We start from the raw sequence: 14,204 nt of genomic DNA, 5'->3' as shown, positions 1-14,204 counted from the left end.
GGACGAGAGAGGAGAATGGGCGCCTTTACTGGCGCGAGAGGATAAACCTTGTCTACAACAGGCTCTCAAAGGCCTACCTGAATTTCTCAGAATGGTTCAGGCACGGAATAATGAGGGGTTCGGACAGCGTCTACGTTGCCTACATCCTGCTTGCACTAGGTGTGGCGCTCGTTTACCTGCTGTATTATCTTTAATTTCATTTTTTAAAATTTAAAAAAGTCATTTAAGTAGTATCTCAAAAAGCGTCGCATCCTTTTCTTTGATGACTTCTATCTCAATGTCTCCAAACTCTTCTTTCAGCTTGTCGAGAACCTCCTGAATCATGTCGTCTTCGAGAACGTCTTCATCTTCTATAAAGAGGGTCTTTCCCGTGTACCATACCTTGTAAACAAAATCATAGCCCGTGAACATCTTGTTGTCGCCCTCGCCGAATACGACGTTTCCGTTTTCCCTGATTATGTTCAGTATAGCTTGCTCGGGGCAGTGGGCCCGTCTAAACTTGGAGTAAATCCTTGGTATGACCTCACAGGGCGAACCCCCCATGACCTGCTGAGTGCCTATGTTGTAGTTCTTAAAGAGTATCAAAGCACTGACTCCCATGGCAATCCCCACATCCGTATCGCGGGGAGAGTTTAAATGTCCTGTGGTTCATTCATCAACAATTGTAGCAGAGCATCGCCGCTTTTTTAAGGAGAATAACCCTGTAAAGCTTTCCCCTGATTATTCTTGGGTTTGAGAGCTTGTTTAGGCGATGTATCTTCCTCCTCTCTAGGGCTACGAGGTCGAGCTCTCTAAGCACCTTCACGAAGTCCTCCCAGCGGATTTTGAGCCACTGAGAGTATTCATCGAAGAGCTCCTTCTCGACGACCCGGAAGTCCTTTCCATCAACCCTATAGCGGATTGCCTTTTTTGGCAGTTCTTTTCTTAAACGCCAGCGCGCGTGTAAAGGCTCCTGCATCTCGTAGACGGCTAGGTCCATCGGCTTGCCTTCTACAATCATTTTCAGAATTATTCCAAGAACTCTGTTTATCCTGTCCGGGACACCGATGACGTCGCCTTTGAGAACGATTTTCCTCCGGCGAACCCTTATTCCTGCCCTCTCCAGCTCTTCTCCAATCTTGGGGGTCAGCTTTTTCTCTCCCCCAGTGTCCACTATTCCGCCTATTACGAACGCCCTAACGTCGAAGTCTCTCTCGCTCAAAACCTCATCCGCCCAAGGGTCAAGGAGCACGACTTCATCTACGCCTTTCCTCCGTAGAAACTCGGCTGTCGGACCCTCGTGAACAGTTATCCTCCCCAGCGGGCCGTTGAACATTCTCTTGAACTCCTCGTTGGCCCACGTAACTGCGAGCTCTTTTCCGGTGAAGTAGTCCCTTAGCAAGCCGTAGCACTGGTTAATCTGAAGGCAGATTTTGCTCTTTTCCTTTTGAGTATGTCTGTGCCAGAGCTGGAGGTCAACTATGAAGTATGGCCAGCCTGGGAGTTTTGAGCGAAGTTCCTCTGGTGAAAGAACCATCTCAAACCTGTCCTTCATGCAGAGGGGAGCGTAGGCGTAGTGTGAACCTTCAACCCTGTTTCCGTTCAAATCCCAAGCAACCGCGGTCTTTTCTGGGATTCGAAAAACCGCGCCCTTTCCGTGGACTATTTCTATTGCCATGTCCTGGAGCTTGTTCTTTGATTTCCGGAACCTCTTCGAGAGTGTCCCAATGCTATCTATACCCCTCTCCCTAAGTGCCTCCCTGAAGACATCTGCAAGGGTTTTCATGGCCATCGGTTGACCCTTGGGAGAGTAGTTAAAAAGTTTGCTCAGAGAGACGAAAGATTTTTAAAGCCTCCTCCTTCCCTAATATCGAGCCCCGGTGGTGTAGCCCGGTCAAACATGCGGGCCTTTCGAGCCCGCGCCCCGGGTTCAAATCCCGGCCGGGGCACCATAATTCTAAGTTCGTTCTAATATTGATTCCATTAAGTCTGTTACAAGGGAGGGAACATGAGCAAAGTAGAACATAAGTTTGTTCCTGTAGTTTTGGTTGTATATTTCGTTGTAATGAGTATGTATGCTATTTTTAGGGCACACATAATGTTACTGTATCAGATAAAGCCCACGGATTTACTTATTTTTAATGAAAGTTTCTCTTCAGTCTTGAGGGGAACAGGATTTTTCTATAACTCAATTGAAAAAACTAGCCATTTTGGTATACACAATTCTCCGATTCTCTTTTTCCTTTTGCTATTCTACAAATTCTGGCCTTCTATTGATCTTCTAGTAATAACCCAGACTTTAGCCATTACTGTGGGGGCTATACCTATCTTTAAGTTAGCAGAAGAACTATTGAGAGATGAGCGAAAAGCATTTTCTATAATGCTTCTGTATATGTTTAGTCCCTTTATTCTGGGTATTATTCGTTTTGATTTTCACGCTGTATCGCTTGCAGTTCCGTTCATTACTTTGACCATGTATTATCTCGAAAAAGGGGACTACAAAAAGGCATTTTTCTCGTCTCTCATAGTTCTCCTTGCGAGAGAAGATGCAGGTTTGTTTCCATTATCACTTGGACTTATGATGGTAACTACTAACAAGGGCTCAAAGAAGCTTAGATGGGCAATTTTGTATTCCCTTATCGGCATTTTATGGATTGCCTTGAGTGTGTTTGTTGTAATTCCCCATTTTTCGGTTTTTAGATTCTCTTCAAGATACAATGGGGAAATTTTATGGAAATTTGTTGGATTTTTGATACTAGCAATGTTTACTACCACAGGGTTTCTCCCCATTCTTGCAGGGGAAAGGTTAGTGTTAATTTTAATTCCATTTTTAGAACTAGCTTTGAGCAATTATTGGGCAATGTTATCAATAGGAGATCATTACCAATGGCTTTTGGGACCTCTTTTAGTTGTTGTCTCAATATATGGTGCCCAAAAAATTCAATCGTCTAAAAAGTTTTGGTTATCTATATTAGTAGGGGGGATTTTTTCGATATTGTTCAGTCCAATAATCCAGACAATTCCCCGGTATCCATACGTAATTGGGACAAGAATCGACTTGGTTTTCAAACTTGCTTTAAAGCTATGGTTTGTTAGTTGAAAACTTTTTAAGTAAAAACCTCAACCTAACGTCTGGAGATGCTCGCCGTAAAAGTCCACAAGAAAGAGGCCGAAAAGACCAGAAGAAGGCTCCTCGAACTCGGTGTCCTAGCAAAAGGGTACTCCATAAAACGGAAGGGAGAGTTTGTCCTCTTCCCGGTTACAGAGCCTGTTGATGGTTTTGAGCTCATTGAGGCAGAGTTTGAAAGGCTGGAGAAGAGGCCTCACAGCTACCGCGAGGTTGTTGATGTTCCCGAAGAAGTCAAACCGCTCCTCCCGAGTTCCTTCGACATCATTGGCGACATCACTATAATCGAACTCCCTGAAGAGCTGATGCCCTATGGAAGGGCCATCGGAGAAGCCATCCTGAAAGTTCACAGACACATAAGGGCAGTATTCGCCAAGGGGAGCAAGGTCGAAGGGGAATACCGCGTGAGGGAGCTCATCCACCTTGCGGGCAAGAAAAGGACAGAGACAGTCCACCGCGAGAACGGGATAAGGCTGAAGCTCGACGTGGCCAAGGTTTACTTCTCCCCAAGGCTCGCCACCGAGAGGATGAGGATTTTCAGAAAAACCCGGCCCGGAGAGGTAGTTTTCGATATGTTCGCGGGTGTTGGTCCCTACTCTATTCTCCTTGCGAAGAAAGCCGGGCTCGTCTTCGCCGTTGACTTAAACCCCTGGGCCGTTCGCTACCTCGAGGAGAACGTTCGCCTCAACAAAACAAACAACGTGATTCCCATTTTGGGCGACGTGAGGAAGGTTGCAGGAAAGATAAAGGCAGACCGCGTTATAATGAACCTCCCCAAGTTCGCTGACCACTTTTTGAGAGAAGCCCTGCTGAGCGTCAAACCGGGCGGAGTAATCCACTACTACGGCTTTGGCCCGGAGGAGAACCTGTTTTCGGAGCATGAAGCGAAAATAATGGCAGTGGCGAAAGAGCTGGGCCTTTCAGTCGAGTTCCTCGACCAGAGGAAGGTGCGCCCCTACGCGCCGAGGCAGTTCAACATTGCCATCGACTTTAGAGTGGGGTGATTCCAGAAATGTTTTCTGCATAAAACATTCCTCTTTAAAGGGGATGTTCGGTTGAGAAAACAGGGAAAAAGGAAAAATCACTTCCCCACTATCTTCACGTTCTCGAACTTTATGTAGGGCGTCGTCATGGTGTTCATGAAGGGCATTACTGTCTGCTCCTTTGTAACTTCGCTCGCTTGTTTGAGAAGCTCGTAAACGTTTCCTGCGATGAGGAAAACGCTGGAACCAACGACTTCTCCGTTTTCTATAAGGAAGGCAGGATTAGCGGTCACGGCAAAGTTTCCGTTGTCCGGATTGCTCGAATGTGCCCCCTGGAAGCCGTCAACGAGGTAACCGCGCTCGATTTCGCCTATTAAATCCTCCAGCGAGCGCTTCCCGTTCTCCATGACGACGTTGTGGAAGCCGATGTTTATGCCTCCACTCCTCAAATCTCTCTTCCCGTTTCCCGTGCTCTCAGTCCCGTAAACCTTCGCCCAGTAGTTGTCCCATACGAAGCTCCTGAAGGTTCCGTTCTCGATGAGGACGTTCTTCCTCGTCGGAACGCCTTCGCCGTCTGCTATAACCGGCTCTAGGGAGAGAGGGTGAAACGGGTCGTCGTAGATTGTCAAAACGTCACTCGCTATCTTCTCCCCGACCTTTCCGACAAGGGGTGTGGTTTCCTTAACTAAGCGCTCACCGCTGAAGGCCGGAAGGAGAGCGTAGCTGAAGAGGCCCGCTATCGCCCAGGGACCGAGGATTACGGGCACTTCCTCGTTTCTGCTAGCCTTGACGCTGTAGGCCCACTTGACCTTTTGAATGGCTCTCTCGACGATTCCCTCGACGTCGAGGTTTAAATCCCTCCTTGCGTCAAAGTCAAAGATTCCGGGCGTTACCACGCCTTCCTTCCGTCCAACGAGTTCTACGTACATGTAAGATGCCCCTCCCTCCTGGAAAACGTCTACACCATGGGAGTTTAGTATTCTCCTCTCCTCCCAGGAAACTCCACCTGCCCCTCCAGCTACCACAGCGTTCTTGTCCTTCTCGCGGGCGAGGGCAATCGCCTTAACGAGCTTCTCGACGAGTATGTCAGGAGAGGCCTCCTTAAGCTCGTAGTTGGGCTCTGGCTTTTCTCTATACTTGCCGGGTTCGGGAAGGGAAACCCACTTCTCGTCCCTGCTGTTGAGCTCGGCCATCTTGGAAGCCTGTTCTATGGCCTCCCTAACCCTCTGGGGCTCATCGCTGTCCACTATGGCCAAACCGAGGCGCTTGTCCTTTATTCCGCGGATTATCGTTACAGCACCGCTTCTTGTTGATGCCATCGAAATCTCGTTGAGCTCAACGTTTACAGAAACTTCCCTTGAGCGGTAAACGGCAATCTCGACCTCATCAAAAAATTTCTCGGCGTGACGAAGGAGGTTCTCCATGGCAATCACCTCACCCAATAAGGATTCCTCCGTCGAACTTCATGTGCGGACCACCGGAGCTTACAAATGCAATCTGTCCTTTTCCGCAGAAGCCGACCTCAAGACCGAAGTCATTTCCAACTGCCGAAATCTTCTTGAGGGCCTCGATGGCAACACCGGTAATCGAGGTGTCCCTTATCGGCTCGGCTATCTCGCCGTTTCTAATCACATAACCCTCCTGGATTCCGACCTGAAAGGCTGAGTTGAGTTGGGCCTGCCCACCCCTGAAGTCGACGACGTAGTAGCCGAACTTGATGTCCTCGATGAGCTCCTCAAAGGAGTGGTCGCCGGGCTCGAAGACAGTATTGCGCATCCTGATTATCGGCGGGTAGCGGTAGCTCTCGGCTCTAGCGTGACCGTTGGGTTCCATGCCCCACTTGTGGGCGTACTCGCGGTTGAGCATTATCTCCTTAAGGATTCCATTCTCGATTATGTGGATGTCCTTAACGGGAACACCCTCGTCGTCATACTTGTCGTTTCCAAAGCCTCCCTCAACGATGCGCTCGCTCATGGTTACGTATTCGGGGGCTATCTGCTTTCCTATGAGGTCCTTGAAGGGCGAGTTTATCGTCAAGTCCGCCTCGGCGAGGTGGCCGAGTGCCTCGTGGGCGATGATTCCAACGACTATCGGGCCCGCAACAATCGGCCACTCACCGCGCTTTGGGGCAACGCCCTTCAGCTGGCTGTGCATCTTTCTGAGAAGGCGCTCCTTGACTTTCTCGTTCGGCTCTATCTCGGTCATAAGCTCCCATCCGTGGTCAACCGCTCCAATGCTGTCCCTCGCCATAGCTAACTTTCCATCGGCCTTTCCCGTGACGTAGGTCCCCTGGTAGAGGTAGTTGTAGTCCCACTCTATTCTCGTCCCCTCGTTGGTCAGTAGGAGCTTTCTGCCACCTCCATCCTCGTAGCGTATCTGGACGCTCTTAACGGCCTTGTCCTCTTTCAGGAGTTTCTCAAGCTCCCTGAGGTGGGCAACCTTCTCCTCGATGTCCACATCGCGAGGTTTAACGCGCATCTTGCTCTTCACGAAGTCCTCGACTGGTTTTATCTCCGCCAGCTCTATCCTCTCCTTCTTGGTCTCAGCGGCCGCTCTGGCCAGTTTGTAGGCTTCCTCAATCTTTTTCTCAAGATTTGAAAGGTCGCTCGTCGAGGCGAAGCCCCAGGCACCATTCGCCAAAACCCTTATCGCGACTCCCCTGTGGAGTTTGCCGGTAAAGCTCGTGAAGACGCCGTCCTTGAGGCCGAGCGTTGTCTTCTTAAGGTCTTCATATCGGAGCTCTATGTATTCAGCCTTCAGGTTTTCCTCAGCCCATTTAAGGGCCCTTTCAAGTGCCTCCATGGCCACCACCGTTTACGCATGTTCGCTGACGACTCGAAAGCGACCTATAAAAGTCTTTTGAGGGCTTCGATGTGGATCGAAATGAGAAAACCCAGGTGTTACATACTTCAGTAGTTAAGAGGTTAAAACCGATCAATCTCTTCATCTTTCAAGCGAAAGTGTTATATACTATGAACGGAGATAACATAAGCAAAACCCACTGGGGGGTCGATGAGGAGGCGTGCGTTACTGGCCATACTCGTGGTCTTGCTCCTCATCGGGGCGTACGGTGCCTACGTGGTAAGCTACCCTAAGTACCTGGAAGTTAAGGGCTGCGTGAACCCGTTTGCAGTTGTGAAGCCTGTAAGCAGGGTTCAGGAAAACTGGTCAAAAGTTCACGTGTTCTTCAAGCTGGCAACGAGCAGGGACTTCTGGAAGCTGGCAAAACTCTGGGACGTTGACTACTCTCACGTTAATCTAGGGCTGTCTGTATAGGGTGTGTAGCAGCTGCATGTCCACTTTGTGTTGACCATTGTTTAGAGACCGGCACGAGATGTGTTCCTATAACACCAGGCCCCTAAAGGAGGCAGAGAGATGAAGGCTTCAAAATTCCACTCACTTGTTTTGCTGTTCCTCTTCGCGGGCTATTTTATTCACCTAAAAGACATCTACCCCCTCCAAGTTGCAGCGGCAGTGGCCTCTACTGTGGCAGTACTGATTTATGGGGTTCCAGTTGCTCTGATTCAGTTTGCAAAGAACTCCGGACACTCTATTATCACGGGGGTGCTTCTTGGAACGCTCTGGGAGTTCATCATGGCGGCTTTTGCAAGAGCAATGGCGTTCCCGGCGTGGGAGAGCTTCCTACTGGCGGGGGTCGGCGGAGCCCTCACAACGGCCTTTCTTGCGTTTGTGCGACAAGAGAAGGAAAAACAGAATGAAAATGCTGTGGAAGCTAAATATGAAACCGAGTGTCACAAATATCCGCCACAGTGAACCCGTGGATAGGGTTCTTTGTAGTCCTCGGCATCTCTCCTTATCTTTATCTTCTGTACTTATAAAACGAATGAGCGCCCCCAGAACTGGCCTGATGGCAGTTGCTGTATCCATCCTCCTTGGACCGGCTCTGATAACCTTCGTCTGGAACATCAGGCCCTGGACAATAATTCTCTTCCTGTCTCTTCGTGGCCTCCTTGGACGTTCCCTAGCTCAGACAGAGCCATTAGCAACCTTTTTATCCTACCGCCTCAAATCCCCACCTATGAAAGCCAAAATCAAAAACCTCATAGACAGGGGGACTTACAGGAAGCTCCCACTCTTCGAGGGCGAGCTGCCGGAAGACACTTACGCCCAGATAGTCGAGGTCAAGCCGGGACAGACGGTCAAGAAGCACTATCACGAGCACCAGTACGAGCTGTTCTATATAATGTCTGGAGAGGCGAGGCTCGGAATAGGCGAGACGGAATACCTCGCGAAACCCGGCGACATCTTTCTGGTAAAGCCAAAAACCGTCCACTGGGTAATCAACGAGCTGGATGAGCCGTTCAGGCTCTTCGTGGTGAAGCTGAACTACCACGGCGACGACTCCGTATGGCTAAAAGAATAAGAAAAATAAAACGTCAGAGCTTCCCAGCCAAGTAGAGGCCCATCGTGTACTTCAACAGTTCTTTTTTATCTTCATCAACGAGTGTCTCAACGGCTTTTAGTAGCACAGGAACCTCTTGATACGGTGTGTACGCCGGTGGAACCTCTCTGCCCAAGTCCAAGAGGCCATAAACACCAATCATGGCGGATTTGACGGAGTACTCGACCGTGAAGACACACTCTCCGGGTATCTCAACATACTGCCCCATTAGGGCCAAGTTGGCGTAGTTCTCCGGAATAACGGGAGGCCTGTCCCCTGGTCTCCTTGGCATGAAGTGGGCCGTAATGTAGGGCATCATGGCCGTGCGGACGTTTATGACTGTCTCCATGAGCTCGTCCTTTTTGTCGAGCCATCCAAGGTGATAAAGCAGTTCGAGGAATATTTCCCTCCCAGTCGCCTGACTCATGGGTTTTTTAATGTAGTCTCCTTCCCTATCAACGAAAAGACCGTATCCCCAGATGACAGTAACGTCTTTGGGCTGGTTTCTAAAGTGAGGTTGTCTAAATGCTACAATAGACATCAGCCAGGAGGAGTCCTTGAAGGTAACCAGTCCACCTGTTCCTGTCCTGTTACCAGTAAATTCCTCAAGCATTTTAATGAAGGTGTTTCCCCTGAAGGTTATTGTAAAGGATTCCCACTTTGTTCTGTCTATGTCGCCTGCGAAAACGTCTGGATTTCCCAGAGAAGGGTCTTTTTCGACGAGTTTTTTCCATAGCTTCCAGCTGTCGCCCTCACCCCTGTTGAGAACGGGCGGATGGTCAAGGTCGCCGTAAGTTGAGTTGTCAACCATCGAACCAAGGGTTATGAATACTAAATCCTTTTCTCCGACCTCAATTGAACCCTCGTGTTGTCCTTTGGTGTAGAGCTTTGTAACGTATTTCTTTCCGTTTTTCTCCTCTATCTCAACATCAACCACTCTTGTCCCCATTATGAAATTAACACCTCTTTCCTCAAGCCATTTTTGTATTGGAAGTATTATTGAGTCGTACTGGTTGTAAGGAGTTCTGAGGATGCCCTCTATTCTGTTCAGGCCGGGAACCTTATGCATGAAGCGGAGCATGTAACGTCTCATTTCCGCAACGCTGTGCCAGGGCTGGAACGCAAACATAGTCGCCCAGAAGTACCAGAAGTTCGTCTCAAAGAAGTCCTTGGAGAACCACTGCTCTATTGTTACACCGCTAAGTTTTTCCTCAGGGGTTAATATAAGTTCATTAAGCTCATTCAGGTGCCTGAGAGTCAAACCGTATTTGCTGAAATCGACCTTTTTACCTGGGGTCCCAACGAGACGACATTTTGACGAACCAACGTACTCCCTGTTGAACTCCACGACTTCATCTAGGATTGTTTTCTCGGGGTCGTCGAGAGAGGGAATACTTCCGAGTAAATCCCATGTTGCCTCATAGTGCTCTTCAAACATCCTGCCACCCCTGAGTAAATAACCCTTTTCAGGGTCTCCAGAACCATCAAGACAGCCACCGTTGACCGGAGTTTTTTCGATTATGTAGATGTTTTTTCCAGGCATTCTGGCGTCCCTTATAAGGAAAACCGCCGCCGCTAATGATGCTATTCCTCCTCCAACCATGTAGGCTTTTCTTTCATTTATATCGGGGATTCTCCTTGGGGTTACGCGCTTGTAGTTCAGCATATTCCTCACCCAGACATGTCTTATATAGACATGATAATATTCGTCATGGTTATGAAACTTAAAAAGTTTTTGTCTAAACTTAATCCGGGTGATAACATGGGTGAAAAAATTATAGGAATCCTCGGTGGTATGGGACCTCTCGCAACGGCGGAGCTATTCCGGAGAATCGTTGAAAAAACACCGGCCAAGAGGGACCAAGATCACCCGAGGATAATCATCTATAACAACCCAAAAATACCCGACAGGACGGCCTTTATACTTGGGCATGGAGAGGACCCGAGGCCAGAACTCATAAACACAGCCAGAAAACTCGAAGAATGCGGTGCAGACTTTATAATAATGCCCTGCAACACGGCACATTACTTTGCAGAGGACATACAGCGGGCAATTAGGATTCCCCTTGTTAGTATGGTCGAGGAGACGGCCGAGAGAATAAAGGAGATGGGTCTAAGGAAAGTCGGACTGCTGGCAACGGAAGGAACGATAAAGGGGCGCGTTTACCACAGGGCGCTTGAAAAGAGGGGGATTGAGGCAATTGTCCCAAATGAAGATGACCAGAAACTCGTCATGAAGGGCATTTATGAGGGCGTCAAGGCCGGGAACCTCGAATTGGGCAGGAAGTTGATTCTCAGCGTTGCCAAGAAGCTCGAAAAGAAGGCTGAGGGGATAATAGCCGGCTGTACTGAGGTGAGTGTCGCCCTAAAGCCAGAGGACCTGAGCGTCCCTCTGATAGACCCGATGGATGTTATAGCTGAGAAATCCGTTAGGCTTGCCCTCGGACTGGAAGAGCTTAGAGCTTGATAACATCCCCGAGTGAACTCTGTGAAATCTCTTTCGATGAACGCTAAAACCTCCGGTCTATCATCTTCTTTCCAATTTTGGCCATTGTAAGGCCGGCTTTAAGGGAGTCCCTTACTGTGCTTTTAAGTGCCGTCATCATTACATCCTTTACTTTTCCACTGAATCCTGTTAGAACTGTTATTCCCATCCGCGCGAGCCTCAGTGTTATCTCTTTTGAAACTTCGGGGGCCAGAACAAGCTCGACTCCTTCTTTCTTGAGTTCATCTCCTATATTTTCCTCGGGCTTCAAAACCTTTATCTCCTTGATGCCATCGGGACCAACTTCAGCAATGGCAAAGCTCTTAGCCTTTTCAAATGGAACGGCGTTTCCGTCGAAGCCTTCATCTGAAGGTACAGCAACTCTCATGGTACCACCAAAGATACTAATCCAAAAGTCCTTAAAACCCTTCCACAAACTTAGCCCGGTGGGAGAGATGGAGATAGGCGTCGTTGGAAAGCCAAACGTTGGAAAGTCAACTTTCTTCTCAGCGGCAACTCTCGTTGACGTTGACATAGCGAACTATCCTTTCACGACGATAGATGCGAACGTCGGCGTTACCTACGCCATAACGGAGCACCCCTGTAAAGAACTCGGCTGTAAGCCAAACCCCCAGAACTACGAGTACAGGAACGGAAAGGCCCTGATTCCCATCAAGATAATTGACGTTGCCGGTCTCGTCCCGGGGGCGCACGAGGGGAGAGGTTTAGGTAACAAGTTTCTCGATGATTTGCGAATGGCCTCGGCACTAATCCACGTCATAGACGCCACAGGAAAGACGGATGCAGAGGGCCAGCCGACTGACTACCACGACCCGGTGGAGGACATTGAGTTCCTCGAAATGGAGATAGACTACTGGATATTCGGAATACTCAGGAAGGGCTGGGAAAAGTTCGCAAAGAGGATTAAACTCCAGCACATGAAACTGGAGCAGGCGATAGCAGACCACTTATCGGGAATAGGCGTGGGCGAGGAAGACGTCTGGGAGGCCATACATAGGGTTGGGCTTTCAAGTGACCCCACCAAGTGGAGCGACGAGGATTTAATGGCCTTTGTTCGCGAGTTGCGCAAAATTAACAAGCCCATAATAATCGCAGCAAACAAGGCCGACGCAGCGAGCGATAAAGAAATCAAGAGGCTCATAAGAGAAGGTGAAAAGCGAGGCTACATAGTCGTCCCGACGAGTGCCGCCGCGGAGCTCACCTTAAGAAAGGCCGCAAAAGCTGGATTCATAGACTACATACCCGGAAGTTCTGACTTCAGGGTTCTCAAGAAGATGAACCCCAGGCAGGAAAAAGCCCTGGAGCTTATCAGGGAGAAGGTCCTCAACAGGTTCGGTTCAACGGGCGTTCAGGAGGGCATAAACAGGGCCGTGTTTGAGTTGCTCAACCTGATTCCGGTTTATCCTGTCCAGGACGAGAACAAACTGACCGACCAGTTCGGGAACGTTTTGCCCCACGTCTACCTCCTCCCAAAGGGCTCAACGCCGAGGGATTTGGCCTACAAAGTCCACACGGACCTTGGAAAGACGTTCCTCTACGCGGTGAACGCCAAAACGAAGAGGCGCGTTGGGGAAGATTACGAACTCCAGTTCAACGACATAGTCAAGATAGTTGCCACGGCCAAGTAACGTTGATTACTTTCTTTCTTTTTCCCGGATTAACTCTTGGTAGAGCCTCGGCTCAACGTCTTCTTCGCTCAGTCCAAGCCTTTTCGCGACTTCCCAGATTTTCCTTTTCGCTTCTCCAACGTCCTCGGAAATAACCTCTATGTCCAGAAAACCGCCGAGGCCTTCAACGTCGTTGAGCTCAAAGGTAACGCCGTCAAGCCTGTAAACCAGACGGCGTTTCCTAACGGTGACGTCTTCCATATAGCCAAGCCTTCTGAGGATTTCAACGGTCGTGTGGAAGTCAGAAACCTCGACCTCAAGCTCGTCGAACTCCTCGTTCCTGCCGGGGTCCTTGATTTCTTTGTACGTTAAAAAGGACTTCTCGAGGTTTTCGATTTTCCTGACGCGAAGGAGCTTTGGGAGTGGAAGTGAGAAATAAACATCCTCTTGGAGCTCTTCTCCAACGAAAAAAGCCCCAAGGGACTCGAGTTTTAGTTTGGTTTTCTCGAAGTCAACCCTGAACTTTACCTCAACCTCCATCTCAGACCCCCACAAGGAAACCAACGAGGTCTTCACCCTTGACAAAATCGCTGATTGGAATCACGTCCACGCGCTTTAGGGTTGGAAGTACCCTTATCGTCTCGTCAATGAACCTGTTGAGCTTGTCCTCGTTCTCCTCGCCTACGAGAGCTATAACACTGTCCTTACCGCTCCTAGCAACCGCAAGGACGTTCGGGAGAATCGAGAGTGTTTTGGTTATGTAGCTGATGTATTTCTCAAGGAAATCCTCGATGATTGGGGTCTCAGCCTGAATGTAAATCAGAGCGACGGCTCTGGGACGAAGGGAATTACCTAGGATAATTGTGTATCTCTCGATTACTCCCTTCTCGAGGAGTTTCTTGATTCTGAAGTGTATCGTTGATTCAGGCCGATTTAACCTTTCCGCTATCTCAGAAATGGTAAGACGGGCATCCTCTTTGAGGAGCCTGAGTATGGCCCTATCCAAGTCATCTAACTGTACCATGGGGAATCCCCCAGCGCTGATAAATATTGTTATCTATTTCCAAAATGTCTAAGATTTTGCCGATTATAAAGTTTATTATATCATCCACAGTTTTTGGCCTTGTGTAAAATCCAGGGGAAGCGGGCATTACAATTGCACCTGCCCTAGTAACTCGTAGCATGTTCTCGATGTGAATTAGGTTCAGGGGGGTCTCTCTAATTAGGAGCACTAGCTTTCTTCTCTCCTTCAACGCCACATCTGCCGTTCTGGTAATCAGGTTGTCTGCGTAGCCGTTTGCTATTGAAGAAAGCGTCTTCATCGAGCAGGGGGCTACCACCATTGCATCAAAGGGATATGAGCCGGAAGCTGTTGGAGCGAAAAGGTTGTCCTCCGAATAATCCGGCTTGAGCTCAATGCCAAGTTCGTGGCGGGCGACCTTTATCCCCGTCTCTGTCGCGAGAAAAATTACCTCATGCCCGAGCTCGCGAAGAACTTTAAGGAGCCTCACACCGTAAACGGCACCGCTGGCGCCGGTTATTGCAATCACAATCCTCATGTTACCACCGCACTATTTTCCCCGCTATCTTTTTATACCTT

General features: G+C 49.1%; 17 protein-coding genes and 1 tRNA gene. 9 read left to right on the top strand and 9 right to left on the bottom strand.

Annotation, left to right across the window (positions count from 1 at the left end):
- The coding region (locus F7B33_RS09080) for a hypothetical protein (protein ID WP_297074212.1) at nucleotides 1–194 on the top strand (194 nt) is incomplete at its 5' end.
- Between the two features lie 25 nt (nucleotides 195–219).
- Here the strand turns inward: F7B33_RS09080 and F7B33_RS09075 are convergent.
- Together F7B33_RS09075 and trm10 are read right to left on the bottom strand one after the other, a co-directional pair.
- Nucleotides 220–600, bottom strand: a complete 381-nt coding sequence (locus F7B33_RS09075) for a hypothetical protein (protein ID WP_297074211.1) — start codon at nucleotides 598–600, stop codon at nucleotides 220–222.
- A gap of 55 nt (nucleotides 601–655) precedes the next feature.
- Entirely contained in the window at nucleotides 656–1,765 is a 1,110-nt protein-coding gene (trm10, locus tag F7B33_RS09070; protein WP_297074217.1) for a tRNA (guanine(9)-/adenine(9)-N1)-methyltransferase, read from the bottom strand.
- Nucleotides 1,766–1,853: 88 nt separating this feature from the next.
- On the opposite strand from trm10, the gene F7B33_RS09065 reads away from it, so the two are divergent.
- The 3 genes from F7B33_RS09065 to F7B33_RS09055 all read left to right on the top strand — a co-directional run bounded on the left by F7B33_RS09065 (nucleotide 1,854) and on the right by F7B33_RS09055 (nucleotide 4,110).
- Nucleotides 1,854–1,931: transfer RNA gene (locus F7B33_RS09065), tRNA-Glu, on the top strand.
- A gap of 56 nt (nucleotides 1,932–1,987) precedes the next feature.
- Nucleotides 1,988–3,079 (top strand): DUF2079 domain-containing protein, encoded by a 1,092-nt coding sequence (locus F7B33_RS09060; protein WP_297063743.1) that lies wholly within the window; start codon nucleotides 1,988–1,990, stop codon nucleotides 3,077–3,079.
- A gap of 38 nt (nucleotides 3,080–3,117) precedes the next feature.
- Nucleotides 3,118–4,110, top strand: coding sequence for a class I SAM-dependent methyltransferase family protein (locus tag F7B33_RS09055; protein WP_297074210.1), 993 nt, complete (start codon nucleotides 3,118–3,120; stop codon nucleotides 4,108–4,110).
- A gap of 77 nt (nucleotides 4,111–4,187) precedes the next feature.
- Here the strand turns inward: F7B33_RS09055 and F7B33_RS09050 are convergent, their stop codons facing one another.
- Both F7B33_RS09050 and F7B33_RS09045 read right to left on the bottom strand, forming a co-directional pair.
- Nucleotides 4,188–5,513 carry a TldD/PmbA family protein gene (locus F7B33_RS09050; RefSeq protein ID WP_297074209.1) on the bottom strand — a complete coding sequence of 442 codons (1,326 nt, stop codon included), beginning with the start codon at nucleotides 5,511–5,513 and terminating at the stop codon, nucleotides 4,188–4,190.
- A gap of 10 nt (nucleotides 5,514–5,523) precedes the next feature.
- The gene (locus tag F7B33_RS09045) at nucleotides 5,524–6,891 is read right to left on the bottom strand and encodes a TldD/PmbA family protein (protein ID WP_297063755.1); all 1,368 of its coding nucleotides are present in this window, start codon (nucleotides 6,889–6,891) and stop codon (nucleotides 5,524–5,526) included.
- Nucleotides 6,892–7,101: 210 nt separating this feature from the next.
- Here F7B33_RS09045 and F7B33_RS09040 point away from each other — a divergent pair, with 210 nt between their 5' ends.
- The 3 genes from F7B33_RS09040 (at nucleotide 7,102) to F7B33_RS09030 (ending at nucleotide 8,473) form a co-directional block, all read left to right on the top strand.
- Complete coding sequence (locus F7B33_RS09040) at nucleotides 7,102–7,365, top strand: hypothetical protein (protein ID WP_297074207.1); 264 nt, start codon at nucleotides 7,102–7,104, stop codon at nucleotides 7,363–7,365.
- A gap of 99 nt (nucleotides 7,366–7,464) precedes the next feature.
- On the top strand, nucleotides 7,465–7,863 hold the full coding sequence (locus F7B33_RS09035; RefSeq protein ID WP_297074206.1) for a hypothetical protein: 399 nt from the start codon (nucleotides 7,465–7,467) through the stop codon (nucleotides 7,861–7,863).
- Between the two features lie 265 nt (nucleotides 7,864–8,128).
- Nucleotides 8,129–8,473 (top strand): cupin domain-containing protein, encoded by a 345-nt coding sequence (locus tag F7B33_RS09030; protein ID WP_297063753.1) that lies wholly within the window; start codon nucleotides 8,129–8,131, stop codon nucleotides 8,471–8,473.
- A gap of 13 nt (nucleotides 8,474–8,486) precedes the next feature.
- On the opposite strand, the gene F7B33_RS09025 is transcribed toward F7B33_RS09030, so the two are convergent.
- Complete coding sequence (locus F7B33_RS09025; RefSeq protein WP_297063734.1) at nucleotides 8,487–10,157, bottom strand: oleate hydratase; 1,671 nt, start codon at nucleotides 10,155–10,157, stop codon at nucleotides 8,487–8,489.
- A gap of 96 nt (nucleotides 10,158–10,253) precedes the next feature.
- On the opposite strand from F7B33_RS09025, the gene F7B33_RS09020 reads away from it, so the two are divergent.
- Complete coding sequence (locus tag F7B33_RS09020) at nucleotides 10,254–10,958, top strand: aspartate racemase (protein ID WP_297074204.1); 705 nt, start codon at nucleotides 10,254–10,256, stop codon at nucleotides 10,956–10,958.
- A gap of 43 nt (nucleotides 10,959–11,001) precedes the next feature.
- Here F7B33_RS09020 and F7B33_RS09015 read toward each other — a convergent pair whose 3' ends face one another.
- Nucleotides 11,002–11,364 (bottom strand): NifB/NifX family molybdenum-iron cluster-binding protein, encoded by a 363-nt coding sequence (locus F7B33_RS09015; RefSeq protein ID WP_297074203.1) that lies wholly within the window; start codon nucleotides 11,362–11,364, stop codon nucleotides 11,002–11,004.
- 67 nt (nucleotides 11,365–11,431) lie between these two features.
- Between F7B33_RS09015 and F7B33_RS09010 the strand changes: the two genes are divergently transcribed.
- A complete protein-coding gene (locus F7B33_RS09010; protein ID WP_297074216.1) occupies nucleotides 11,432–12,625 on the top strand; it encodes a redox-regulated ATPase YchF in 1,194 nt (397 codons plus the stop codon).
- A 6-nt stretch (nucleotides 12,626–12,631) separates the two neighbouring features.
- Here the strand turns inward: F7B33_RS09010 and cyaB are convergent, their stop codons facing one another.
- Genes cyaB through F7B33_RS08995 form a run of 3 tightly spaced genes read right to left on the bottom strand, consistent with a single transcriptional unit; the run spans nucleotide 12,632 to nucleotide 14,163 of the window.
- Nucleotides 12,632–13,144 (bottom strand): class IV adenylate cyclase, encoded by a 513-nt coding sequence (cyaB, locus tag F7B33_RS09005; protein WP_297074202.1) that lies wholly within the window; start codon nucleotides 13,142–13,144, stop codon nucleotides 12,632–12,634.
- A 1-nt stretch (nucleotide 13,145) separates the two neighbouring features.
- Nucleotides 13,146–13,628 carry an Lrp/AsnC family transcriptional regulator gene (locus tag F7B33_RS09000; RefSeq protein WP_297063727.1) on the bottom strand — a complete coding sequence of 161 codons (483 nt, stop codon included), beginning with the start codon at nucleotides 13,626–13,628 and terminating at the stop codon, nucleotides 13,146–13,148.
- On the bottom strand, nucleotides 13,612–14,163 hold the full coding sequence (locus F7B33_RS08995) for a UbiX family flavin prenyltransferase (RefSeq protein ID WP_297063725.1): 552 nt from the start codon (nucleotides 14,161–14,163) through the stop codon (nucleotides 13,612–13,614). The genes F7B33_RS09000 and F7B33_RS08995 overlap by 17 nt, the downstream gene beginning before the upstream one ends.
- Between the last annotated feature and the right edge of the window lie 41 nt (nucleotides 14,164–14,204).

The organism is Thermococcus sp. (genome assembly GCF_015523185.1).
GTDB lineage: Archaea > Methanobacteriota_B > Thermococci > Thermococcales > Thermococcaceae > Thermococcus.
This window is presented reverse-complemented; position numbering and strand designations above follow the sequence as displayed.

Excerpts from the sequence above, each read along its gene's own strand:
- F7B33_RS09075 (WP_297074211.1), bottom strand. The coding sequence starts at position 600 with ATGGGAGTCAGTGCTTTGATACTCTTTAAGAACTACAACATAGGCACT.
- trm10 (WP_297074217.1), bottom strand. The coding sequence starts at position 1,765 with ATGAAAACCCTTGCAGATGTCTTCAGGGAGGCACTTAGGGAGAGGGGT.
- F7B33_RS09060 (WP_297063743.1), top strand. The coding sequence starts at position 1,988 with ATGAGCAAAGTAGAACATAAGTTTGTTCCTGTAGTTTTGGTTGTATAT.
- F7B33_RS09055 (WP_297074210.1), top strand. The coding sequence starts at position 3,118 with ATGCTCGCCGTAAAAGTCCACAAGAAAGAGGCCGAAAAGACCAGAAGA.
- F7B33_RS09050 (WP_297074209.1), bottom strand. The coding sequence starts at position 5,513 with ATGGAGAACCTCCTTCGTCACGCCGAGAAATTTTTTGATGAGGTCGAG.
- F7B33_RS09045 (WP_297063755.1), bottom strand. The coding sequence starts at position 6,891 with ATGGAGGCACTTGAAAGGGCCCTTAAATGGGCTGAGGAAAACCTGAAG.
- F7B33_RS09040 (WP_297074207.1), top strand. The coding sequence starts at position 7,102 with ATGAGGAGGCGTGCGTTACTGGCCATACTCGTGGTCTTGCTCCTCATC.
- F7B33_RS09035 (WP_297074206.1), top strand. The coding sequence starts at position 7,465 with ATGAAGGCTTCAAAATTCCACTCACTTGTTTTGCTGTTCCTCTTCGCG.
- F7B33_RS09030 (WP_297063753.1), top strand. The coding sequence starts at position 8,129 with ATGAAAGCCAAAATCAAAAACCTCATAGACAGGGGGACTTACAGGAAG.
- F7B33_RS09025 (WP_297063734.1), bottom strand. The coding sequence starts at position 10,157 with ATGCTGAACTACAAGCGCGTAACCCCAAGGAGAATCCCCGATATAAAT.
- F7B33_RS09020 (WP_297074204.1), top strand. The coding sequence starts at position 10,254 with ATGGGTGAAAAAATTATAGGAATCCTCGGTGGTATGGGACCTCTCGCA.
- F7B33_RS09015 (WP_297074203.1), bottom strand. The coding sequence starts at position 11,364 with ATGAGAGTTGCTGTACCTTCAGATGAAGGCTTCGACGGAAACGCCGTT.
- F7B33_RS09010 (WP_297074216.1), top strand. The coding sequence starts at position 11,432 with ATGGAGATAGGCGTCGTTGGAAAGCCAAACGTTGGAAAGTCAACTTTC.
- cyaB (WP_297074202.1), bottom strand. The coding sequence starts at position 13,144 with ATGGAGGTTGAGGTAAAGTTCAGGGTTGACTTCGAGAAAACCAAACTA.
- F7B33_RS09000 (WP_297063727.1), bottom strand. The coding sequence starts at position 13,628 with ATGGTACAGTTAGATGACTTGGATAGGGCCATACTCAGGCTCCTCAAA.
- F7B33_RS08995 (WP_297063725.1), bottom strand. The coding sequence starts at position 14,163 with ATGAGGATTGTGATTGCAATAACCGGCGCCAGCGGTGCCGTTTACGGT.